This window comes from Paraburkholderia sediminicola, from assembly GCF_046026855.1.
GTDB lineage: Bacteria > Pseudomonadota > Gammaproteobacteria > Burkholderiales > Burkholderiaceae > Paraburkholderia > Paraburkholderia sediminicola_A.
Genome location: NZ_JAQQET010000036.1, coordinates 68,799 through 91,771, shown reverse-complemented (window position 1 = coordinate 91,771; position 22,973 = coordinate 68,799). Strand labels below are relative to the sequence as shown.

Below are 22,973 nucleotides of genomic sequence, written 5' to 3'. Positions count from 1 at the left end.
ATACAAGCTGAACTGACAGGCACCGTTTAACGGAGATGCGCCCCGTCGCGGGCAATTTTTTTCTCGCCATTTACATGCATTAGCCACGGGAGAGAATACTGCTCTTTCCCATGGCTAAAGTCGTCACGCGGACAACAGCACTGTTTCGAAGGTTGGTAACGATGATGATGGTGATGGGGGCGAAAGTGCCTGCGTATTCTTATCATTTTTTAGGACTACTTAGTGTACACCAGAGAACAACTGTCCCGGGGCGCCGCGAATAGAAGACATTCCGTGACAATGGAATGAGACCCAAAAATATCGGTTTCGAGAGACCATCCAGTCACTCGTGGAGCTTTGGGCCCCAAACACAATCGACGACGGGATTATCGTTGCAGGGCAATTCAGCCAGCGAGGCGTATCTAAGTCGCGGAGGTAAGCCCTGCAACGTAAAATCCACTGCGTTTTAGTTCCGCCTGGCACTCACCGTCATGCGACTCAATATGTCCACTCGTTGTATTAATTGGTGATAGATAACCGCTAGAACGTGCCCCGCGATCAGGACGTACGTTGCCCATGCAAGCAGCCCATGGATCTGACCGCCAAGGTGTCCGAGCCAGTGGTCCACGGGGATGACGGCGGGTATCCGAAACAGCCAAAACCAGTTCACGGGATGACCGCCGCCGTATGAATTCACATATCCGCTGATCGGCATGGCGAACAAGATCACATACAGGAGTCTGTGCCCGATACGGGCTAGCAACCGTTCAAATGTGGGGATGCGCTCTGGCAATGGTGGTGCACCGCTTGATAAACGAGTAAAAACACGGATGAGCGTTAGTAGAAAAACAGTCAGGCCGATCGATTTATGCAGATTGAACCACCCTTCTGTCACGGGATTATGCCGGTCAAGCTCAGTCATGTACCAAGCTAGCGGAATAACTATGAACATGGACAGGGCAGTCAACCAGTGAAGAACTCGCAAACCAAGACTGTAACGCAATGCGTGCGAAGATAGAGCCGACTTCGACGGATCCACGGAACGTATTGAACTAGACATAGAGACACCTTGTAACGAATGGCGACAGCGAAGACGCATTAATTTCGGCGGCTAGTTCAACTGTTCCTTGATACTATCAAGCCCAGCCCGGGCGCACGTCTCGTCTTTCTCTGAGACATCTGCTCCCCCTACCCCTATACCGCCAATGACGACGTCATGGCTGATAATAGGAAGTCCGCCAGCCAACGTCAGAATCTCAGGATCGATGGCTGGTGGTGGATGCCCAGAAGCTGCAGCGTGCTTTGCCATTTCGCCAGTGCTGACTCCAAGCGCGGCGGCAGTGTATGCTTTGCGCCGGCTAGTTGTAACGCTGATCGGGCCGGCGCCATCGCCGACCAAAAACACACGTGTTACACCCTCCCTGTCGACTATGCTAACGGTCACACGATAGCCTACACTGCTGCACGCAGCTAGCGCGTTCTGAGCAGCCTTCATGGCCACCTCCACAGGCAGGGGTGCAAAGCGTCCTTGTTCCGCAGCCGGCGCAGTATCGGCCATGGCGAAACCCATGCCTAGCATGAATGCGATAGCGGGGAGGATCGCATTGCGCCCCCTTTTTGGTAAGGCCCAGTCTGACCCAACGTCGCTGGCCGTCTCCGGGGAACTATTTGCATCATTCATCCTGCTAGTCAGTGATTGACTTTTCAAAATTATCTCCTTTGTTAACCTTCTCAACCGCCCACTGAATCTACGACGAGATTATTCGCTCTGAAGGAATTCCTCAATTGCAGTTTCGCGATCTATTAATTTCCAATCCAAATCACAAATTTAGAGTGATGGGAGCGCGTGGTCCAACTGAACATCTTCCAGCCTCTACCGAAATATCGAGGATCGGAACTGCCAGCCCCCCGAGTGGGACTCGGTATGGCAGACATGACCAGCTTCATTTCCTCCAACTAGAAATGAGTCAGGAACCCGATTCTTCCGAGCAGTTGTGACGGCCCGCTCGCCGCTGAACCCGGGCTATTCAGCCCGTTGATCAATGCATTGGCGCCGCGGTTGGTTCGCTGATAGACTGCGGTAGCATAGACAACCGTACGTTTCGAAAGCGCATAGGACAGTGCTGAAGACACTTCGTGCGCGTGATTGTTGTTCACTACGGCGTTACCCTTCATGTATACGTATGCCGTACTAAGACCCCAAGCGGCATTTATCTGCCAAAACTCACTTAGCTGTCCTTCCCATACCGAGCCCCCGTTCGCACCGTTGTGAACGGCCGTAAAGAGCGCCGCAGTCGTGAAATTTCCTAAGTAGTAGTGTGCACCGACCCCCCAGTTGCGAACGCTAGCCTGGACACCCGCAACAGCCTGTTTGACATTGGTTATTGCTGCATTTGCCCCAAACGACGCATTCGCGTAGTTCAATCCGAAACTCGAGCCGCTATTTGATCCGATGGATCCGGGTATTCCACCAAAAGAGTACAGTGCTCCGCCGGAAAATCCATTCCATATAGGGCTCGCATACTTCACCGAGTTGGAAATCGGTGCATTGAAGCCCATACGGTCCCAATTAAAAGATCCCGTCGGGTTGTTCGGCAGATTTAACTTAATGAAAGGGCCTCCGGCTATGCCATACACGCCGTCGTGAGCTTCAGCGCCGTCGTTCTGCCCTAGAAACACTGAATCAATCATGAAGTCACGTTGATTGCCGAACGTCAAGGTACCGAATTGTTGGTTTTGAAAACCTGCCATTGACTCCCACGTAAATAGGCTCTTGTTTGTTGGCCAACTCCCCGTTCCTAGGAGGTATTGATCTTCCAGTTGGAAGATCATCGCAGTACCTCCTCCTAGATCTTCTTTTCCGGTGAAAATAATCAGATTTGGGACGTCAACGCCATCAACAAACTGCGGATTAGCATGCCCTGATGAGTTGTTCACGTAAGTTATCCCTGCATCCATCAAGCCGGACAACGACACGCTACTCTGCGCAAAAACAGAAGGCGTACCGATCGTTAGAGCGAGAGTAGATGCTACGAAAATCGTCCTGCGCATTACTGTCTCCTTTTAGATATTTTCTAAATGATATGCAAATGACGACTAGTGGTTATATCAATGTTTGGTTGTTGATATTTTTTAATTATTACATCGCATAACATATTAATATTTTCAAATAAAACGTAGCTCACCAGATAAATCTGTATATCATCAGATATTTAAGCAATTTAATAGTCTGGTCTATTTTGTCGAACCCGTGCTCCGGATGTTTTTCAGGAGCCCACAAACGCTCTCCACTCCATGGCAGAAGAAATCGGTCTCCGGCGCACTCCCGGAAAATTAACGAATTGACAAAATGTATCGCCATCGCTGCTGAACGTGATCGGCCCACTTCGGCGAGTACGCAACAGATCCGCATCGGCGGCATATATGATGTGACGTGAGTTCCATTTGCCCATCGACATCTCTGTCTTCATTGAGCGACCGGATGAAATGTCATGTGCTAGGACTGATCCGCGTCCTGCACTTTTGCACAAACACACGACTCCGGAATCACTGCTGATCGCCGATTCGCAAGCCTCTTCCATACATGTTGGAGGCCACTGACAATTTTCCACAATTTTAATTAGTAATACTAATTAACAATCTTTGATGCGCTTGATCGTGAATATCTAACCGTCTTTGGCGTCACGTTTCGAAACAGATTGAGGCGTAGTGTAGCCGGATCGAAACGAATCCTTCATTTGATAAACAATTTTACTGATTTCAATCGCGAATCAAGCCGTTACAGCGGGGCGTGCGCTGTATGTCGATCTCCCCTGTTGCGACCAACCGGCTGAGAAAAGTTTCGAGCCCGCCTACATCAGTGGTAGCGACATGCTTGCCCGTGGAGGGTGCCACGAATGTTAATTTATCTCAGAATATCGAAAGCGTTCGACGTTTTTTATGACGCGAGAGATTGGCTATGCTGAGGTGTCCCGGTCCTGCTCCACCGTACGGAAGTCATATCAGCGATGTAGGACGTATTCATTCTCCGTAGCTACTAAGAATGCCTCACTTACCGATGCCATTCGATCTGATCAACCTCAGCTACTTACGGACCTTCTTGTCCGTCGCCCAGCGCGACTAGAGCGGCCCAATCACTCTTTCGCGCTGAGTCGGCAGTCCCCCGGACCATCACGAGCTTGAACGAACAATAGGAGGGCTCTATTTGAACGGTGCAGTTCAGGCCTGCCGCCTACGCAGGCCTGTCGAACTCTGCTGCAGCGAACAAGGAAGGGTTTTGCGGAACTAGACGAGATCGCCAATTGATTGCGTGCGCCCCGCATCGGGCGAACGCATGCTCTCTCCTATTGGAACGCCTCCCTACCTGTTGAAGGCGCGTGGTGCTGATCCAGTTGTTGAATCAATAATCTCTTTCATGGAATCAGTGATCGACGGAACATTGCCGATACTATGGCGTGGTAAGTTGATAACGCGTTTCATGCGGTACAAGGTTCCGCCGTCTGGCGTTATGCGCACGCGCTGCTTGCAAGCAGGCATTCGACGCGGACGATGGCGATAAGGCATGGTCACGAGGCGGCCTGGCGGGTTGCGCAACTGGGAGTTTTCGACGTGGCGAATCCACCTAGATGCTGGTTCCCGGGTATCTGCTAGGCCATTCGCCAGAGGGACGCAAGCCGCGGTGCTTATGCGCCAACGCTATTGGAAACGCCGTCGCAGGTCTGCTGACGGTTAAAAGAATATTAGGAGACGACGTCATCATGGAAAACACTATCCCGGCAACAGACACGCATTCCCCTACGGCGCTCCGGATAACGTTGATCTGCATTGCAGTTTCAATGATTGACGGCTTCGATACGCTTATGTTGTCATTTGTCGCGCCCTTGCTAGTCAAGTCACTGCAGATTGACCATGCCTCATTGGGGCGAGTGTTCAGCGCCGGGTTCGTCGGTACGGTCTTGGGATCATTCATCGTTGGCCCGGCGGCGGATCAGTTTGGGCGTCGGCGTATGCTCATTTCTGCGTTAGCTGTAACGGGTGTTCTCACCTTGTGCTGTGCTTTCGTTCATTCCGCGACCACCTTGGCGGCCTTGCGTTTTGTAGGCGGGTTGGGCATGGGCGGAGCCATCCCTCCGGTCGCTGCTATCGCCGCAGAAAACGGCGAGACCAAATACCAGTCCGTGCGTGTCATTCTGATGTCCATTGGGTTTCCGCTTGGAGCAGTTATCGGTGGTGCGATCAGTTCGGTCACGATGGTTCAGTTCGGCTGGGCGTCCGTTTTTGTCATGGGAGGTGCCTTCGCGTTGATCGTTATCCTCCCGGTCTTCTTTTGTATTCCGAGGCCGTCGACAAGACGGGCCGCCCCGTTGCAAGGGGTAGCGCCAAGGCGGCCTCAGCGGGGCTACCTGTTCCTGCAGGCATTTAGAGCAGGCAGGCTTCCCGCGATTTTGGCACTATGGTCCGGGGTGCTCGCCATCATGATTCTCTCCGGATTTATCGTCAGTTTTATGCCAACTATTCTTAACCTGAGTGGCGTCCCTGTAGGGCGCGCAGCATTCGGAGTCGTCGTATTTAATCTTGGTGCCATTACAGGAGCGCTTTCGCTATCTGCAGTTGTTGTGCGAGCGGGCCCGTTTATTCCAGTAGCCGTCCTTTTCCTTGCGGGAGGCGGGCTGGTTTTCGCCCTTGGGCACCTGTTGGAAGGTGGATCCGCAGCGTTCATCGTCCTGTTCGTGGCGGGAGCATGTCTCGTCGGCGGTCAGCTTGCGTTTCCCGCAATGGCGAGCCAGCTATTTCCGGAGGGCGTCCGCGCAGCCGGCATAGGATGGACGCTTGGAATCGGCCGAGGTGGATCCATCATTGGCCCGCTCGTCGGTGGGCTACTACTTTCGAGACTTGTGCCGCTGAAGCGTGTATTCATGATGGCTTCGACATTGGCGTTGCTCGCTGCCGCGTGCATCGCCCTCGCTCAAATATGGCTAGCGCGCATAGATGACCGGCGCTAATCCAGTCTGTAACGCAGATATCTCGTTTCAACACGATTTCCTCGATGTCGCGGCTCTGGTGCAAATAGCGTGGTCGAAACGGTTACAGTCTCCGGCTGAACGAATTTGAGAGCCTACGATGGGTAAGTTTAAAAGTCTGGAGGAGTTGTTCGCGGGGCGCCACTTTGATCGCGAGGTGATCATCCTGTGTGTTCGCTGGCACCTGCGCTACAAGCTCAGCCTGCGAGATCTGGTGGAAATGATGGCCGAGCGAGGACTGTCGCTGGCGCGCACCACAATCTTGCGTTGAGTGAAGCGCTATTCGCCCGAATTCGTCAAACGCTGGACCCGGTTTGGTACGTTCACCGGTCAGTCCTGGCGTGTCGATGAGACGTATATCAAACTGCGTGGCAAATGGGTCTACCTTCATCGAGCGGTGGATCGGGCAGGCCAGCCAGTAGACTTCATGCTCCGCGCCAAACGCGACGTGGTCGCAGCAAAAGCACTTTTCAAGAAGGCCATCAAGCATCAGGGCCAGCCATCGAAACCCATTGCCCTCGATGGCTCCGCGGCTTCGCATCGCGCAGTTCGTGAGATGAAGGAAGACGGCGTGATTCCCGAAGACACCAAGGTCCGGTCCTCGAAGTACCTGAACAACCAAGTCGAGCAAGACCATCGCAACATCAAGTCAAGGACGAACGTCATGCTTGGTTTCAAGCAATTCAAGAACGCCACGAACACGCTGGCGGGCGTTGAATTGACGCATCGCATTCGCAAAGGACAATTTAGCCTCACCCAACTGCGACTCAAGGATATCACGGTGCCTGCGGTTTGGAATGCGGTCATCCCGGCTCAGTGAGGCATCCAATCAAAACCAAATTACTCGACAAGCTCCGCTATTTGCACCACAGCCCACAAGACTTCCGCTGCAAGCCAGCGGCTGGAGAAAATCCGTGGTATCGGTCCCATGATTGCAACCGCCGTCATCGCCGCTGCAAGCAGCGCCGTCGAGTTCGCGAACGGCTGGCAGTTTGCGGCCTGGATCGGTATGACGCCACGCCAACACTCGTCAGGCGGCAGGCAACGCCTCTTCGGAATTACGAAGAGGGGCAACGGATACCTGCGCATGCTTCTTGTGCTCGGAGCCAGATCAGTGGTCCAGCAGGCAGTGAAGCGTAGCGATCCGCTCTCGCGATGGATACTGAAAGTCCAGGTGCGACGGGGAACAAAACGTCGCCGTCGTGGCGCTTGCCAACAAACGCGAGTGAACCACTGATGACGTGTCGAAACCCCATGATGACGCCAAAACCGGGGGGTATGGATGCCCCGGGACAAGGACAGACGGAGCCTGTTGACGGGCTGTCTGGCGTCCGGCATGAAGGTGGCGTGACGCCAGCGCAGGCTTCAATGAGGAACGTAGGAACCTGTCGTCGCGATGCGAAGGGAGCAGCTCAAGCAGGTAGCCCCTGCAAGAGCCTGAGTACCGATGCGCGGCACAGGGGCGGAGTCGTCCGTAGTAGGGAGGAAGGCCCTGTAATGGGGCTGGACCGAAGGGGCGACGTTGTCCGGCAAGACGAGGCAGACAACCGGCAACGGGAGGATCTGTCTCGGCGTGCCAAACCGTTTGATATTTCCAAGCGCGAAGTGTGGGAGGCCTACAAGAAGGTCAAGGCCAACCGGGGCGCTGCAGGAGTCGATCGGCAGACGATCGAAGAGTTCGATTCGAGGTTGGCTGACAACCTTTATAAACTCTGGAATCGACTGGCCTCGGGAAGTTACCAACCTCCACCGGTCAGACGTGTGGAGATCCCGAAGGCAGGCGGCGGTGTGCGACCGTTGGGGATACCGACGGTCGCGGACCGGGTGGCTCAGATGGTGGTCAAACAGCGTCTTGAGCCACAACTGGAACCGCGCTTCCATCCCGACTCTTACGGCTACCGGCCGGGTTGGTCGGCACATCAAGCAGTCGCCATGGCGCGCGTGCGTTGCTGGCAATATGCCTGGGTGCTTGATCTCGACATCAAGGGCTTCTTCGATTCCATCGATCACGCCTTGCTGATGAAGGCGATACGGCATCACACGAAGTGCAGGGTGACGCTTCTGTACATTGAGCGGTGGCTTCGGGCTCCGGTCAGTCTGGCAGACGGCACTGTGCAGCAGCGGGACGCTGGCACACCGCAAGGCGGAGTCATCAGTCCGTTGCTGGCCAATTTGTTTCTGCACTATGTGTTCGACGAATGGATGCGCCGCAACTACCCGGGCGTGCCGTTCGAACGTTATGCCGATGATGTAGTTTGCCACTGTCGCACCTTGGCGGAGGCGGAGGCGGAGGCGCTTAAGGCAGCCCTGGAACAGCGGATGGCGCAGTGCTCACTTGCCTTGCATCCGCAGAAGACGAAAGTCGTCTACTGTCGCGATGGCAATCGGCGGGAGCGCTTTAGCGTTCATCAGTTTGACTTCCTGGGCTTCTGCTTCCGACCGCGGTTCGCAAGATCGCGCGCCGGTACGGTGTTCGTGAGCTTCCTGCCTGCGATCAGCCAAACAGCGGCCAAAGCCATTCGCCAGACAGTGCGTCGATGGCGACTGCATTGCCGACACACCGTGGACTTGACGGACTTGGCACAGGAGATCAACCGTGTGCTCAAAGGGTGGCTGAAATATTGTGGCCGCTTCTATCGTTCGGCGTTGTACGCGGTGTTCGATTCGTTGGATCAATACCTGGTACGGTGGGTGCGCAGGAAATACAAGCGCCTAAAGGATAAAGTGAGTCGGGCACGGGAGCTGGTGGTCAAGATACGACATCAGCGGCCGGGCCTGTTTGCTCACTGGATTCTGGCGCAACACGGTGGGCAATAGGAGTCGGATGAATCGAGAGATTCACGTCCGGTTGTGCGTCCAGCGAAGGCTGGCATGTTCAGCAGGAGTCAGTCCTGCCGGGGTAGGAGTCAGAGGCCCCGTAGCTTGGATAGCAGGGTGGCGGGAAACCAAGACCTTGAAGCCTATCGACAGGCATTTCCTTGGGGAATGCGCGAGTCATCGGGCCGTAACAAAAGTGAACGTAGATGTGGCCTCGAAAATGAAAAGCTCCGAGGGCCGAGCCCGCAACCGTGAGGGTGAAGGCAGCATGGGTAGCCGAAATCTGACCGATACGGCTATTCCACTTCGGCGGGGTGGAAGCGACGGCACGATGACAAGGACATGCCAAGCAACTGGAGAAGCCCTCCTCGCCCCGGCGCGAAATCGCCGGAGCAAGGTAGGTCCTATAACCGGCGAACCCGGGAAGTGGGCTGAAGGCGAGAGGGTGGCGGATGAGTCCGTAGTAGCCGTGAAGCCGGGTAACGCTGGTGGAGCGAAGGGGCCCTGCTGTTTGTAGTTTCCTCGACAACATGGGAGGCAAGGACGAGATGACAAAGGCGTCCAGCACTTTGCAGGACCTGAGGCGGGGAATATACGTCAAGGCGAAGGCTGAACCGTCCTGGCGTTTCTGGGGGTTGTACGTCCATGTCTGCAAGATGGACGCACTGCGCGAGGCGTATGCGCTGGCCAGAAAGAACAACGGCGCTCCGGGTATCGACGGGGTGACGTTCGAGGCCATCGAGGCGCAGGGCGTGGAGGCGTTTCTTGAGCAGATACAGAGCGAGTTGGTCGAGCGCGCCTATGTTCCGTTACGGGCGCGGCGGCAGGAGATACCGAAGGACGGGGGCAAAGTCCGTGTCCTTTCGATTCCGGCTATCCGTGACCGGGTGGTTCAAGGCGCGCTCAAGCTCATATTGGAGCCGATCTTCGAGGCAGACTTCCAACCGGGGTCGTACGGGTATCGTCCCAAGCGTACCGCGCATGAAGCGGTGCATCGGGTGGCGGCGGCGATTGTTCAGTGCAAGACCCGCGTCATAGACCTTGATTTGCGCGCCTACTTTGACACAGTTCGGCATCATCTACTGCTTGAAAAAGTGGCGCGTCGGATCAAGGACGACGACGTAATGCATCTGCTGAAGCTGACGGCGTCGGGCAAACAAGGCGTTCCGCAAGGCGGGGTGATCTCACCGTTGCTCAGTAACATCTATCTCACTGAGGTAGACCGTATGCTGGAGCGGGCGAAAGAAGCCACGCGCAACGGGAAGTACACCTACGTCGAGTATGCCCGATTCGCTGACGATCTGGTGGTGTTGATCGATGCCCATCCGCGCCATGCGTGGCTGCTGAGGGCGGTGACCACGCGACTTCGGGAAGAGTTTGCCAAACTGCAGGTTGAGGTCAATGAAGAGAAGAGCCGCACCGTTAATCTGGACCGCTCAGAGAGCTTCGGCTTTCTGGGATTCGACTTCCGTCGACTCCGCAGCGTACAGAGGCAGGTGTGGCGGGCGCACTATACGCCAAAGCTGAAGAAGCGCACGGCGTTATTGCGCAAGCTCAAAGAGGTGTTTCGGCGATACCAGTCGCAGCCGGTAGATCGGGTGGTAGAACTGATCAATCCGGTGTTACGCGGTTGGGTGAATTACTTCGCCGTTGGACATTCCAGCGAGTGCTTCAGCTTCATCAAAGACTGGGTAGAAAAGAAGATCAGGCGCCACATGGGGCGCTCCCGGAATCGACGGGGCTTCGGCTGGAAGCGGTGGAGTAGGCGCTGGATGTATGAGGAACTGAAGCTGTTCAACGGCTATCGTGTTCGTCGTGCTGCCGCACCGAAAGCGCGCCCAGCATGATAGGTCCCATAAATCTTGACATGAAGCAGACAGGAGAGCGTAGTGCCGGAAACCGGCCCGCTGCGTTCGACGTGGCGGGAGCTGGAAACGTGACCATGGTTGCCGGATTGCGGGCCATCGCGAAAGCGGTGGAATCACCACCGGCGCCTACCGGTGCGCGCGCCAGTTCTCGACCCTACCTGCGAGGGCCTGCGGGTGCGATTCCGGTGGGCTACTCACCTAAGACCGTGTCAAAACGCCTCTTTGAAGACCTATCGTTGGCTTATCGCGTTTCAGTGTGAGACACACGAAGCATTTCGTCGGAGGCGATAGTCGCGCACAAAGCATTCTGCTGGAGCGTGTTAGGCACTTCAGTCCAGACCTGATAACCTGATGGGCCTGATAGAACGCAGGCCATACCCGGCGGATGTATCGGACGAAGAATGAAGCTTTGCCGCTTCGTACCTGACGTTGATGAATGAATACGCACTGCAGCGCCGGTACGAGGTGCGCGAGAAGTTCAATGCGCTTCGCTGGATGGCACGCGCGGGTGCGTCGTGGCGTATATTGCCGACTGATTTCCCGCCGTGGGAGGTGGGGAATCAGCAAACGCAACGCTGGCTGAGTGCGGATTGCTTTGAGGCAATGGTCAGCGATCTGCGTTCGGTAATCCGGGTCGCTCAGGCGCGTCAGGGCCTGCCCAGCGCGGTGATTCTGGACGGGCACACGTTGTAGTCGATCTGCGAAAGCGGACCGCGTGCGGGTTGCGACGGTCATAAGCGCAAGCAAAGCAGCAAGGTACATATGGCGGTTGACACACACGGCCCGCTTCTCGCTGTGCACGTCACGCCGGTCAACGAGCAGGAGCGTGCGCAGGTAGCACGTTGCCCGAAGATGATGTTCGCAGAGCCATGACAACTCGTCCGCAAGCAAGGCTAGCGCGGCGCGGCATCGCGGCATAGGCAGCTATCCCGCGCCGTATCCCGATACGGAAATATTGCAAGAAATCGGCTCAAGAAACCATTCGGCCCGCCGTTATCGAGAAGATGGGCTGGTGATCGCGCATTTCTCTGGCGATTGCCAATCAGCTCCAAAGCCGCCATGTGTCGTGTTCGAACCAATTGAGGGGATTCCATGCAGATCCAGTCAGCAACCGCCGCCACGGCCTTCACGGCCGCCACAACGACCGGGACCGACCATGGCGCGGGTGGGTCGTCCGGTTCGACGGCTGGCAGCACCGGCGCATCGTCCGGGACCAAGGAAGTGTCCGCTGGCACGTCCGCCTCGACCGAAGGGGCGACCGGCAGTACGTCGATGTCGTCGGGCGGAGCGTCGTCCGGTTCGACATCCTCTGCCTCCGCATCTGGCTCGCGGGGCGCTGGCGGCGGATCAGCGTCTTCCAGCAACTCCTCGACAACCGAACTCGACGAGATGAATGCACTCGTCGTGTCGCTTGAGGCCCAACTAGCGCAGGTATCGTCCAGCGCCGGCGGCTCCGCGGGAGTGGTTGACGCCAGCCAGATCAACCAGATTAACGCCCAACTGCAAAGTGCGCAAAGCGCGTTGAGCGCGGCGCTGCAGGGTTCGAATACCAGCGAACTCAGCCAAATCGAGACTCAACTGCAGAGCGCGCAAGGTGCGCTAGCTCAGTTGATGCTGGCCAGCGGTCGGACGACTGGCCTCGTGTCGACCAACGCATAAGCGGCACGTCCCGGCTAGCCGGCCGTTGCGGATCGCAATCGCCTTATTGGTGGACACGAAAGCTAACAACTGCTCGTACATACGCTTTGTGCGTGTATAAACGTTTGCCTTGTCGAACCTTCATCTACATCGGTCCCGAGCCGTACCGATTCGAGGCAGCAGAGGCCCGACCCAGCAGTGACAATGAGTTACATATTTTCAGTTTGCTTTCTCTTGTTCTTCTATCCGCGCTTTGCTAACTTCTAGCCCGCTGGGATAACCGAAGCATCGCCTCGAAACCCATTCTCCAATCCGCTACGCGCTCCGTGAGGAGCGCTATATAGCGCTTCTGTGAATGGGGTTCTTCGATGGCAAGGGTTGTCTGGCTGCGTCTGGCAACGTTCCGCTTTGTCGGTGCTATCGAGCGCGACTTGCTCAACTTTCTCCTGGCTACAACGCTTATCTCAATGTGCCAGGCAGCACAGAAAACGGGTCAACTTCGTTGCTCTCTTAAGCCTTCGCGACGGCTGAGTGTCACAGATCTACATCCTTCTGGATCGCAATTTCCGCACTACAGATCGCGAAACTCACTACGCATTCCTGTTCAATTCAGCCGCCGGCTGATTGCATCTGATCGGCATGTGCTGGGTGTCGTCATACACCATCGAATTCGTCATCCCGCCGTTTCCCCGGCAGCTCAACCATAGCGTCCGCGTCGCGACTGAAGCCAGATGCTGTCGCGCTTTGTCGCCTATTCGTTCGAATCCTGCATGCACTGATCGCCGCAACAGGTGCTGATCGGCTCCGCCCCGTGAAAGGCCCGCCCGCTCACATCAGCAACGCGCGTCCGGAGTCGTCGGGTCTGTCGACTATCTAGCAGATTCTGGTTGCATCAAGTGGTGAAAAAGGTCGTTTCCAACCAAGAGGAAAATGATGAGAAAGAAGGCCAAACTTATATTGCGGTCGACGCTTGTCGTCGCATCGGCATCGGTGCTGGTGGCGATCTCTTATGAGAGCGCCCATGCGTACCCCGCGTGGACAGCCGACACGTACTACGCTGCTGGTATGATCGTGACGTACAATGGCGAGAACTATCAGGCGATCGTGAACCAGACGGACTATTCCAGTTCTGGCTGGAATCCGACCACTACAAGTTTATGGACGCCAGTCGGAGCAAATGCGGGTGGAGGCACGTCCACTTCGTCACCGCCACCCGCATCGACCGGTTCCTCCAGCAGTTGTCCCGCCAGTTGGAACGCCAGCGTGGCTTATACCGCAGGCAGTGTTGTTTCATACAACGGCGTTGCCTACACGGCGAACTGGTGGACCCAGGGGCAAAATCCTGCTTCTTATAACGGAGGCTCCGGGAGTGGTCAACCTTGGACTGCTACAGGTAGTTGTGCCGGGGCGACGCCTACTCCGACACCGACGCCCAGTCCAACGCCTACTCCGACGCCAACGCCGGGTAACTGGACCGGCGGTTCCGTCCCGGGCTGGCCTGCATACCTTGCAATGGGTGCGATCGGCGGCCCCAACGCGACACCGCCGATCGCCACCTCGACGGGCGGCAACGACGACTTCGGCGGCAAACCGGTCGATGCCGTATTCAAGTATGCCGGCGTCAACGGCAATGGCGACCCGGGCGTAATCGACCCGCCGACCAACGCCTACCGGATGACCAGTGACTTCAATGCGCTAAGCGCAATCAACCAGCATCCGATGCGCGTCGCCATCGTCGAATACACCGCGCAGATGAGCGGCGGCGCCAACTTCGACGACTTCACCAACGGCGGGGCCGGTCTCAGCCAGTCCAACCCGCAGGCGACGTATCTGATGGGACGCCACTTCGCGAGTCTCGCCGGCGATGCGCAAATGCTGGCGGCCAACCCGGTGACCTGGCAGGGCAACAGTTACTACGGTTCCCTGTTGATGAACCCCGACCTTCTCGGCGCCATGCAGCAGAACGGTTACCTTAGCGTTGCCAATTCAGCGCTGCCGACGGGCGCGGTGAACACCGCGCTCGCTCAGGCGATGTGCCTGACGACGACATCGCGCACCTACAGGAACACGTCGAATCCGAACGGCGTGGGGACCGCCGCTTATCTGGGCAAGACCTACACCGGCACACCCGTTCAGATACTCAGGAGTCTGCTGGCCGACGGCTATCCGGCGTGGAGCCTCGACAGCCAGGGCGACGCGTTCTGGAACTCGAACGTCAACAACACAACCACCGCGGGCGCATACAGCCAGGTGGGCACGTGGTTCAACGACTGCGTGAAGAACCCCGTGTACGACCGCAGCGCCTATCCGACGCCAACCTTTCCTGCCGGGTTCGCCGGATGGGTGCAGGCGAACAACTGGATCATCCGCGCGCTAGCGGCCAAAGGCACGGTCACCTTCGGATGGCAGGACAACATGTGGGCGATCGGTTCGGGTTTCTGGCTGCATCAGAACCTGAGTAGCGCGCAGATCGCGTCGACTTTTTCGACGCCGGTCTCGAACTGGCTGAATCAGAGCGCGCCCGCGGCCATCAACACGGCGGATGCCTATGGTCCCGACTTCTTCCTGTTCGATCGCTACGAGATGGATGACAGCGCGGCGCCTGGGTCAGCCACGTTGTATAACGCGCGCTCGTGGGACAACTACCTGTCCGCCGTGGGTCAGCTCAGCAAGGCAAATCGGAACATACCCATCATGCTGTGGCAGATCCCGGGGTCTCATATTCCGAACAACATGGAGAGCACACCCGAGCTGTTTCAAGGCACGCCCGGGTCGTATGTGTTCAGCACCGCGCCGGCGTACTTCTTCGGAGACAGCAATCTGCGGCCCGACCTCGGCAACATCATCTTGGGAAGTACTACGTCCAATCCCAACACGGCAGTCGGCAACTACGCCGTCTCGTGTGGGACGACGGCGTACAACTGCCTCGCGCCGAATGCCAGCTATCAGCAGTATCTGCTCGAGTACAACAACAAGCCGGGCAATTACAACTGGAGCATCGACAACAAGAAGCTGGCGCTGGCCGCGAGCAACAACGTGTTTGCGATCCTGTGGGGCGGTGGCAATACGACCAACGTGATCAAGAACTTTAGCAATACCGACGACCACGGATGGCTGGCGACGAGGCTGATCAAGTACTTCGCCAATCCGACGCCAGTGGCGAAGTATTGAGGGACGGCCCCTTCCTTGACGCAGGTGGACCGTGCCTCAACGAAGCCGACGGTGGGAAGGCGCAAGCCGTATCCGCAATCCGCAATCCGGATGGTGCGCTCTTTATGCCATGCGACATTCAAAAAGAGTTAAAACAGAGGCAATCTCGACCACTCAGTAACCAGGCAGACAAAACATGAAACTTGAAAATAAAGTAGCGATCGTTACGGGCGCACAGCGCGGAATCGGCCTTGCGATCGCGATGCGCTTCGCGACCGACGGCGCCACCGTCGTGATCGCCGACCTCAACGACGCCATGCAGGAGGTGGCCGCACTGCGCGCCGCCGGTCACGAAGCGTGTTTCATCCCCACGGACGTCTCGCGCGAAACCGACGTCACCGCGCTGATCGGATGGGTTACCAGGATGTCGTCCGCGAGCTGCCATAGCCGGTCGTACGCGTACGAATTCTCTAACTGGGTTCGAACATGTGCAGGTAGGCCACGCTCACCTGCGCTTTGTGCTGAACCGCACACTGACGTGGAGTTGTGCCTAGGCGACTAGGCAGGCGCACCGGCTGCAGGTGCGCGCGGCGCCACCACCCCTATTTGAGTTGAACCACTTGCCCTTTCTGGCCGGGCTCATCGCTCTTCCCCTCAGGAACCGGGGCCTTGTGCAACGGCAGGTCGGCCCGTTTCACCTTATGGCCAAGACAGAATCCTTCAAGCGTGCGGTAGTGGCCTTTCATCAATGTCTGGGCACGTGCCACCTCTCCAGCCTGTAAAAATCCGATGATTTCCTCGTGATCGCGGCATAGATGCCCTTGATCGAAATCGTCGTAATGAAATGATGTGAAGAGTCGCTCTTGCGCGATCAGGCTAGCGTGAATGGCTTCCAGCGTGCGATGGCGGGCCATCTGCACAACCAGCAGATGGAAATCCGGGCCAAGCCGGTATTCGAGGTCGACGTTACTGCGCTGATGCACGACGCGCTGCTCGCTCAGATGCTGATGCAGACGTTGCACGTCTGAAGCCGTCATCGTGCCGGCAAATTTCTCCATGGCCGCACATTCGATCGTCGCGAGCGCTTCGAACGCTTCGTGGATTTCAAACTCGGTGGGCTGCGCGACTGACGCCCCACGGTTGTGTTCGATCCGTACAAGTTTGCTTTGCGACAACCGTATCAGCGCCTGGCGGATGACGGTGCGCCCGACCTCGGAAATGGACGCGAGTTCGGTCTCACCGAGGCGCGTTCCTGGGGCGAGGCGTTGCAGCAGGATCGCGTCGGTAATCGCACCGACAACGGTTTGGGTGGACGTTTCCTTCATGGTTTACAGCCTTTTTTGCCCCTAGTACGTGGTGCGCAAATTGGGGTACTGGCGCTTCGGAAACTGCATCCGGAGCTGTCCGAGCGCGTCGCGATCCACCTCAAGTTCTTCAAAGCAGGCGAGAGCCGCAATTTTCTTGAAGTGAAGAAAGGGGGGGAGCGCAAGGAGTGGGAAGAGCAACAGGTGGGAAACACAAAGCAGTAAAGCAGCCAACTCAAGACCGAGCTATCGCGACGAGCTACCTGCGACTGATCCTCAAGCTGATCCGAATTGACGACGTTACGGTAATGTTGCCCGATCGAGAGCACCGCCCGTCATCAGATTCTGGCAGAATCGGTTTTAGTACTTCGCCCGGCCGGTTCGTGGAGAGTGCCATGTATCCTGTTTCAGATCTGAATCTGCCGTACGCGCCGACATTCAGGGACATCCACCCTGTGGGACCGCACGAATGGAAGCGCTCGCTCGACGATATTGTGATGCCGGGCGACCTGCTGTTCCCGGATATGGGCGAAACCGGTCAGGTGCGTGCCTGCCGGCTGACCGGCGGCGGGGTGCTCGCAACGGTGCGGTTGGGGTATCAGGAAGTGCGGCATGATGCTCAGCACGCCGCAGCGTTCCCGGGCGACGATGTGATCGTACTGGTTGCGCTGTCCGGCAGCGGCTCGATCAGTCAGAAGGGCAAGACGCTTACCTTTCGCGCGGGAGACATCACGTACCGGCGCGCGCGGCTACCGTCGCAGGCAAGGCTCGAGGAAACCACCACGCTCGTCATGATCCGCCTGCCGCTCACGCGGTTTTTCGGCCATGCCATTGCGCGACACGCGTCCTTCGAGCCACATTGTGCGGATGCACAGTCCGCTCCCGTACGCTTGATCCACCATTTCATCGATATGGTCTTGCCGGAATTCGCGCACTTGAGTGCCGACGCGATGACTGCCGCCGAGCAAGCGTTCGTGTCCCTGCTCTGCGCAGCGTATCTGAATGCCGCAGATGAACATGCCCGCGCCGGAGCATTGATCCCTGCGTCATGCAATGCATTGCGCTGGTCGCACCTGAGCGCCTACCTGATGGCCAACATTCGCGACCCCGAGCTCGATGTCGCGTCATGCGCAACAGCCTTGGGGGTATCGCGGCGCTATATCCACAGAATGTTCGAGTCCACAGGTACGCCATACCGGACGTTTGTCCTGCAGCATCGTCTTGAATGCTGCCGCAGCGACCTGCTCAATCCCATGTGTGCTGCGCTACCCATTGAGCAGATCGCCTGGCGCAATGGATTCAAGGATGCGGCGCATTTCAGCCGGCGCTTTCACACCCGATACGGCCTGTCGCCGCGCGAGTTCCGCAAGCTGGGCGGCGTACGGGTAGCGGAACCCACGCGGCCCTGATTCTGCCTACGGATACCTGCACCGCCAACTATCGTGCCGCAAAACCTGCTATCTCCCTCGCGATGCGCTTAGAACAGCACCTCCGGTTCCCGCTTTATGACACGACGGCCAAACAACGCAAAGCTCGCGTTGACGATGCTCGGCAGCAACAGGAAATCGTGCGACTCAGCGGCCCGTTCGGCGTCAATGCGCTGGATCTCGCCCACTGACCGCGCCAGGATCTGGCTGCGCGCGGCCCGTTCGATCAGCACGGACAGATACGCGGATTCTTCAAGCGATCGCGTCGCCGCGAGAAAGCCGTGGTTCGCGAGCAGGACCGTGCGCCTGGTTCCCAAGGCGCCCGAGATGATTTCCCCTTCGCCGTCGCCAATGGGCAAGCCCGGCCATTCACGCAGGAACGCGCAGTCGTCGAAGAAAGGCGTGGCGTCCATGTGCGCGACTTCCAGCGGCGTGCCGGTCATTGAAAGCGCATTGATATAGGGCGGATGTGTATGAATAATGCAGTTCACTTCAGGGCGTCGCCGATAGATCCAGAGGTGAAAACGGATCGCGGGATTCGCCATGCCTTTACCCTCTACGACCCGCATGGAGTCGTCGATACGAATCACATTGCTACGCGTGATTTCATCGAAACCAGTGGCCATCGGTGTCGTTAGGAACGTGCCGTCTTCTTGCCGCACGGTAATCTGGCCCGCAAGCGTCTCCGAGTGTCCTTCATGCGCGAGCATGCGGCATGCGATTGCGATCTTCTGCCGGCTGTCCCACCTACCCTGCTCCAGTTTTTCATCCATCTGCGAAATCAGGCTTTCGTTGTTCTTCTCACCCATCTGCATCTCCAGGAAAGGAATGTCTATCAGTGATGACGCGTTGCGAATCTCCATCAATGGTTCCCTTGCGCGGGCGTTTCACTTCCTGCGAGAACGGATGCGTGCGACGCGTTCCGCGCCCTCGATCCGCGCGGAGCTAGTGCAACAAAACATGCAGCAATCAATGCGCTGATCGTGATGTATAGCGCGACACTGAATGGATCACCGCCTCGGTGTGCCAGAAGCGATGAACAGATGACAGGATTGATCCCGCCGCCGACCACTGCGCCGATAGCACCGATAGATACACCGGAGAAGCGCACTCGCACATCAAACATGTCAGCGAAGAAGCCACCTTGTGGTCCATACATCAGTGGATGCACGACACCAAGCGCAATCACGATAGCAAGCGTGATGTACACCGGATTGCGCGTATCAAGCATATGGAAGTAGGGCCACACATAAACCGCGCACGTAAAAAGTCCGAGAAGATAAAGCGGTTTCCGTCCGATCCGGTCGGACAATGCGGCAAGCAATGGCACGGTGAACACCGCGCTCGCGGCGCCGGCCATGATGGCGGTCAGAACTACGGACCGCGGCACCTTCAGTTGCACTGTCACGTAAGCGACGGAGAACAGGAGAACAAACACGGACCATGTAATCTCCCCTAACCTCGCCATGAACACGATTACGACCTCGCGACGGTGATCGCGTATCAAGTCACGTAGCGGAAATCGGGCAACGGATGCAGTCGCTTGTAACTGCGTGAACTCACGTGTCTCCGGTAATCTTGCCCGTCCCACCAGGCCAATTACGACCAACACCGCGCTGAACAGGAATGGAATACGCCAGCCCCAACTGAGGAAGTCATGCTCAGGTAAGAGCGACGTCAGCAAGAGCGCCCCGGTCGACAATAACGCCCCGCCATAACTACCCGAGTTGCTCCAACTGCCGTATAGGCCGCGCCGATTAGGCGGTGCGCTCTCGACGCCAAGCACAATCGCTCCGCTTTGTTCGCCGCCGATGGCAAAACCTTGCAACACGCGCAGCGAGGTCAGCAGGATGGGCGCCCAGATTCCGATTGACGCATACGTTGGCAAGCAGCCCACCAGGGTAGACGCGACGCCCATGACCAGCAGCGTAGTCAATAACAGTGTCCTGCGCCCAATGCGGTCCCCGAGGTGTCCGCAGATTAGCGCGCCTGCACCACGCGCAAAGTACCCTGCCGCATACGTGCCAAGCGCTGCGATCGTGCCGGCAAGCGGATCAAGGTTGGGGAAAAAAATCTTGTTGAAAACCAGCGCCGATGCGGTGCCATACAGCAGGAAATCATATTGTTCGATTGCGGTGCCGAGGAAGGCCGAAATGAACACATAGGGCCATCGAGAACGAGGACTGGATGACATGGGGGACCCGAATGATTGTGCTTTGGTGCCGCCAGTATCAATTTTGTCCGCGCAGCCGATTTGTCCGCACATGAACCGATATCTTGATCTTGAGTGACACGAGTTCGATCAGGTGCCGAGAAGACGCAGGGAAGCGCGCACGGAGACAAGAAGCTTGCTTCCTTCCAGACTCAAAACACATAATTTACAAATACTACTGATTCTCATTTGCATTAAAATGCCGATCCAAACCAGCTTCGGCACATCGCGTCAAAAAAGAGATCGATCGAGCCGAGCAGCAGAAGACCGCCCGGATTCCAGATCAAAGCCCCGGGATGGACGACCGACCACCACGCTCAATTTCCAGACAATGTCCGCTTCCCGTTTCGACTCGACTCAGCCCGCGCCAGCCAAAGTTTCAGCTATCCGCACCGCCATCCTTGCCGCCATCGCGATCGCGTTCAGCGTGCCGACCCTCGCCGTCGCGCAGTCCGCGGCGTCGAGCGGGACGAACGCCGCGCCCGATAGGTCCGATAGCACCCTGCCGTCCGTGAAGGTCCAGGCTTCCCGCGAAACATTGCCCGGTGATCTAGCCCCGACCTATGGCGGCGGCCAGGTCGCTCGCGGCGCGGATTTCGGCGTGCTCGGCCAGCAAAAGAACATCGACATGCCGTTTAGCATGACGACTTACACGTCGAAGCTGATCGAAGACCAGCAGGCCCGCACGATCGCGGACGTGCTTGCCAACGATCCTGCCGTACGCACCGCCTACGGGTACGGCAACTTCTCGCAGGTGTACGTCATCCGGGGCTTCCAGCTCACTGGCGACGATGTCTCGTTGAACGGCCTTTACGGCATCACGCCCCGGCAGTTGGTGGCGACCGATGCACTTGAACGCGTCGACCTGTTCAAAGGCGCGAATGCCTTCCTGAGCGGCGCGTCGCCGAGCGGGTCGGCGGTCGGGGGCGGCCTCAATCTGCAGTTGAAGCGTGCCGACGACAAACCGCTCACACGCGTCACGGTAGAAGGCACTGGCTCAGGGGAAATCGGCGCGCACGTCGACGTGGGCCGCCGCTTCGGCAGCGAAGATCAGTTCGGCATCCGTGTGAACCAGGCCAACCACGACGGCGAAACGAGCATCGACGGCGAGCATCGGCGCGACAACACCACCGCCGTTGCGCTCGACTGGCGCGGCGACAAAGTGCGTCTGTCTGCCGACCTCCTGTATCAGCGGCAACGCGTCAATGGCGGCCGGCCAACCGTCAACGTCGCCGGCAATTTTGTGCCGGAGACGCCCTCGGCGACCTACAACTACGCGCAAAACTGGGCCTACTCGTCACTCAAGGATACGGTCGGCATCCTGCGTGCGGAGTATGACTTCCTGCCGGGCTGGACGGCCTACGTGGCGGGCGGCGCCCGTCACACGAACGAGCACGGTGAATACTCGTCGCCGACGGTCCGTAATACCGGCACGACCGCGTCGCGCCTGGGCGTGCCTCATCAGGAAGATGCGACCTCCGCCGAGGCGGGCGTACGTGGGCGCTTCAACACGGGTCCGGTCTCGCACTTCGTGACGGTGGGCGCCTCGATCGTGCGTATCGACTCGCAGTCGGCCTATACGTTGAGCAAGTCGTTCACGACCGATCTCTACAACACCCCGCAAGTACCGTCGCCGGCCACCGCGTACACGGGCGGCAACCTAGGTGACCCGCAGACCGTGGCGGTCAACCTGATGCGCAGCGTTGCAGTGTCCGACACCCTCGGCTTCCTGAACGACCGTGTGCTGTTCACCGTCGGCGCGCGGCACCAGGAAATTCATTCGAATGAGTACGGCTATACCGGCAAGCAGACCGAGGCGTACAACGACTCGATCACGACGCCGCTCTTCGGCCTCGTCGTCAAGCCATGGCAGAACGTGGCGTTCTTCGCAAACCGCAGCGAGGCGCTGGCTGCGGGCCAGCAAGCTCCGAACACGGCACTCAATTTCGGTGCATTGCTGCCGCCCGAGCGTTCGAAGCAATACGAAGTCGGCGTGAAATACGATAACGAGAGATTCGGCGCATCGCTTGCGGCGTTCCAGATCGAAAAGCCATCGACGTTCGTCAACGGAGCGGGCTACTTTGTCGCGGACGGTGACGAACGGCACCGTGGCATCGAAGCGTCGATTTACGGTGAGCCGTACAAGGGTGTACGCGTGATCGCCGGTGCGACGTACATCAACGCACAGCAGCTCAACACGACCGGCGGCACCGACGGCAAGCGACCGATCGGCGTACCGAGCTTCATGGTCAACGTAGGCGCCGAGTATGACGTGCCGACGCTCAACGGCTTGACGCTAACAGCGCGCTGGACGCACACCGGCCCGCAGTATCTGAATGCGACTAACACGCTGTCGATTCCGACCTGGGACACCTTCGATCTCGGCGCGCGTTACGCAACCGTGCTGTTCAGCAGGCCCACCACCTTCCGCGCCAGCGTGCTCAATGTCGCGAACAAATCCTACTGGTCGTCGACGATCGGCGGTTATCTGACGCAAGGCGCACCGCGCACAGTGCTGCTCTCGATGACGACTGATTTCTGAGTGTGCCGTGTGGGGC

At 57.7% G+C, this 22,973-nt stretch carries 16 protein-coding genes and 3 pseudogenes; 13 read left to right on the top strand and 6 right to left on the bottom strand.

The genetic code is table 11. From position 1 onward, the window contains the following. Positions 1–445: 445 nt before the first annotated feature. The 3 genes from PQR40_RS31365 to PQR40_RS31355 all read right to left on the bottom strand — a co-directional run bounded on the left by PQR40_RS31365 (position 446) and on the right by PQR40_RS31355 (position 3,030). Positions 446–1,039: a cytochrome b gene (locus tag PQR40_RS31365; RefSeq protein WP_408510594.1), complete on the bottom strand. Its 594-nt coding sequence runs from the start codon at positions 1,037–1,039 to the stop codon at positions 446–448. 51 nt (positions 1,040–1,090) lie between these two features. Beyond that, positions 1,091–1,474 (bottom strand): GlcG/HbpS family heme-binding protein, encoded by a 384-nt coding sequence (locus PQR40_RS31360; RefSeq protein WP_408510607.1) that lies wholly within the window; start codon positions 1,472–1,474, stop codon positions 1,091–1,093. Positions 1,475–1,935: 461 nt separating this feature from the next. Then, positions 1,936–3,030 (bottom strand): porin, encoded by a 1,095-nt coding sequence (locus tag PQR40_RS31355; protein ID WP_408510593.1) that lies wholly within the window; start codon positions 3,028–3,030, stop codon positions 1,936–1,938. Between the two features lie 1,706 nt (positions 3,031–4,736). Between PQR40_RS31355 and PQR40_RS31350 the strand changes: the two genes are divergently transcribed. The 11 genes and pseudogenes from PQR40_RS31350 (at position 4,737) to PQR40_RS31300 (ending at position 16,034) form a co-directional block, all read left to right on the top strand. Beyond that, positions 4,737–5,981, top strand: a complete 1,245-nt coding sequence (locus tag PQR40_RS31350) for an MFS transporter (RefSeq protein WP_408510592.1) — start codon at positions 4,737–4,739, stop codon at positions 5,979–5,981. Positions 5,982–6,099: 118 nt separating this feature from the next. After that, a pseudogene (locus tag PQR40_RS31345) lies at positions 6,100–6,819 on the top strand (IS6 family transposase). A 108-nt stretch (positions 6,820–6,927) separates the two neighbouring features. Further along, complete coding sequence (locus PQR40_RS31340; protein ID WP_408510591.1) at positions 6,928–7,236, top strand: transposase; 309 nt, start codon at positions 6,928–6,930, stop codon at positions 7,234–7,236. Between the two features lie 260 nt (positions 7,237–7,496). Continuing rightward, on the top strand, positions 7,497–8,816 hold the full coding sequence (gene ltrA, locus PQR40_RS31335) for a group II intron reverse transcriptase/maturase (protein WP_408510590.1): 1,320 nt from the start codon (positions 7,497–7,499) through the stop codon (positions 8,814–8,816). A 548-nt stretch (positions 8,817–9,364) separates the two neighbouring features. Then, positions 9,365–10,663: a group II intron reverse transcriptase/maturase gene (gene ltrA, locus PQR40_RS31330; protein ID WP_408510589.1), complete on the top strand. Its 1,299-nt coding sequence runs from the start codon at positions 9,365–9,367 to the stop codon at positions 10,661–10,663. A 444-nt stretch (positions 10,664–11,107) separates the two neighbouring features. Continuing rightward, positions 11,108–11,521: pseudogene (locus PQR40_RS31325) on the top strand (transposase); the annotation flags it as partial. 255 nt (positions 11,522–11,776) lie between these two features. Next, a complete protein-coding gene (locus PQR40_RS31320) occupies positions 11,777–12,343 on the top strand; it encodes a hypothetical protein (RefSeq protein WP_408510588.1) in 567 nt (188 codons plus the stop codon). A gap of 866 nt (positions 12,344–13,209) precedes the next feature. Beyond that, on the top strand, positions 13,210–13,335 hold the full coding sequence (locus tag PQR40_RS31315) for a hypothetical protein (RefSeq protein ID WP_408510610.1): 126 nt from the start codon (positions 13,210–13,212) through the stop codon (positions 13,333–13,335). Continuing rightward, a pseudogene (locus PQR40_RS31310) lies at positions 13,313–13,666 on the top strand (carbohydrate-binding protein); the annotation flags it as partial. The gene PQR40_RS31315 and the pseudogene PQR40_RS31310, both read left to right, overlap by 23 nt. Before the next feature lie 168 nt (positions 13,667–13,834). Beyond that, a complete protein-coding gene (locus PQR40_RS31305) occupies positions 13,835–15,493 on the top strand; it encodes a hypothetical protein (protein WP_408510609.1) in 1,659 nt (552 codons plus the stop codon). A gap of 175 nt (positions 15,494–15,668) precedes the next feature. Next, positions 15,669–16,034, top strand: coding sequence for an SDR family NAD(P)-dependent oxidoreductase (locus tag PQR40_RS31300; protein ID WP_408510587.1), 366 nt, complete (start codon positions 15,669–15,671; stop codon positions 16,032–16,034). A 40-nt stretch (positions 16,035–16,074) separates the two neighbouring features. Here PQR40_RS31300 and PQR40_RS31295 read toward each other — a convergent pair whose 3' ends face one another. Next, positions 16,075–16,797: a GntR family transcriptional regulator gene (locus tag PQR40_RS31295; protein ID WP_408510586.1), complete on the bottom strand. Its 723-nt coding sequence runs from the start codon at positions 16,795–16,797 to the stop codon at positions 16,075–16,077. A gap of 167 nt (positions 16,798–16,964) precedes the next feature. Here PQR40_RS31295 and PQR40_RS31290 point away from each other — a divergent pair, with 167 nt between their 5' ends. Then, the gene (locus PQR40_RS31290; protein ID WP_408510585.1) at positions 16,965–18,185 is read left to right on the top strand and encodes a helix-turn-helix domain-containing protein; all 1,221 of its coding nucleotides are present in this window, start codon (positions 16,965–16,967) and stop codon (positions 18,183–18,185) included. 68 nt (positions 18,186–18,253) lie between these two features. Here PQR40_RS31290 and PQR40_RS31285 read toward each other — a convergent pair whose 3' ends face one another. Both PQR40_RS31285 and PQR40_RS31280 read right to left on the bottom strand, forming a co-directional pair. After that, positions 18,254–19,012 carry an aldolase gene (locus PQR40_RS31285; RefSeq protein ID WP_408510584.1) on the bottom strand — a complete coding sequence of 253 codons (759 nt, stop codon included), beginning with the start codon at positions 19,010–19,012 and terminating at the stop codon, positions 18,254–18,256. 53 nt (positions 19,013–19,065) lie between these two features. Continuing rightward, a complete protein-coding gene (locus PQR40_RS31280) occupies positions 19,066–20,469 on the bottom strand; it encodes an MFS transporter (RefSeq protein ID WP_408510583.1) in 1,404 nt (467 codons plus the stop codon). A 277-nt stretch (positions 20,470–20,746) separates the two neighbouring features. On the opposite strand from PQR40_RS31280, the gene PQR40_RS31275 reads away from it, so the two are divergent. Continuing rightward, positions 20,747–22,957: a TonB-dependent receptor gene (locus PQR40_RS31275; protein WP_408510582.1), complete on the top strand. Its 2,211-nt coding sequence runs from the start codon at positions 20,747–20,749 to the stop codon at positions 22,955–22,957. The last annotated feature ends 16 nt before the right edge of the window (positions 22,958–22,973 follow it).

Bases quoted from the DNA above. Each gene is read 5' to 3' on its own strand.
- PQR40_RS31365 (WP_408510594.1), bottom strand. From the start codon at position 1,039: ATGTCTAGTTCAATACGTTCCGTGGATCCGTCGAAGTCGGCTCTATCT.
- PQR40_RS31305 (WP_408510609.1), top strand. From the start codon at position 13,835: ATGGGTGCGATCGGCGGCCCCAACGCGACACCGCCGATCGCCACCTCG.
- PQR40_RS31360 (WP_408510607.1), bottom strand. From the start codon at position 1,474: ATGAAGGCTGCTCAGAACGCGCTAGCTGCGTGCAGCAGTGTAGGCTAT.
- PQR40_RS31300 (WP_408510587.1), top strand. From the start codon at position 15,669: ATGAAACTTGAAAATAAAGTAGCGATCGTTACGGGCGCACAGCGCGGA.
- PQR40_RS31355 (WP_408510593.1), bottom strand. From the start codon at position 3,030: ATGCGCAGGACGATTTTCGTAGCATCTACTCTCGCTCTAACGATCGGT.
- PQR40_RS31285 (WP_408510584.1), bottom strand. From the start codon at position 19,012: ATGGGTGAGAAGAACAACGAAAGCCTGATTTCGCAGATGGATGAAAAA.
- ltrA (WP_408510590.1), top strand. From the start codon at position 7,497: ATGGGGCTGGACCGAAGGGGCGACGTTGTCCGGCAAGACGAGGCAGAC.
- ltrA (WP_408510589.1), top strand. From the start codon at position 9,365: ATGACAAAGGCGTCCAGCACTTTGCAGGACCTGAGGCGGGGAATATAC.
- PQR40_RS31340 (WP_408510591.1), top strand. From the start codon at position 6,928: ATGATTGCAACCGCCGTCATCGCCGCTGCAAGCAGCGCCGTCGAGTTC.
- PQR40_RS31295 (WP_408510586.1), bottom strand. From the start codon at position 16,797: ATGAAGGAAACGTCCACCCAAACCGTTGTCGGTGCGATTACCGACGCG.
- PQR40_RS31275 (WP_408510582.1), top strand. From the start codon at position 20,747: ATGTCCGCTTCCCGTTTCGACTCGACTCAGCCCGCGCCAGCCAAAGTT.
- PQR40_RS31280 (WP_408510583.1), bottom strand. From the start codon at position 20,469: ATGTGCGGACAAATCGGCTGCGCGGACAAAATTGATACTGGCGGCACC.
- PQR40_RS31350 (WP_408510592.1), top strand. From the start codon at position 4,737: ATGGAAAACACTATCCCGGCAACAGACACGCATTCCCCTACGGCGCTC.
- PQR40_RS31320 (WP_408510588.1), top strand. From the start codon at position 11,777: ATGCAGATCCAGTCAGCAACCGCCGCCACGGCCTTCACGGCCGCCACA.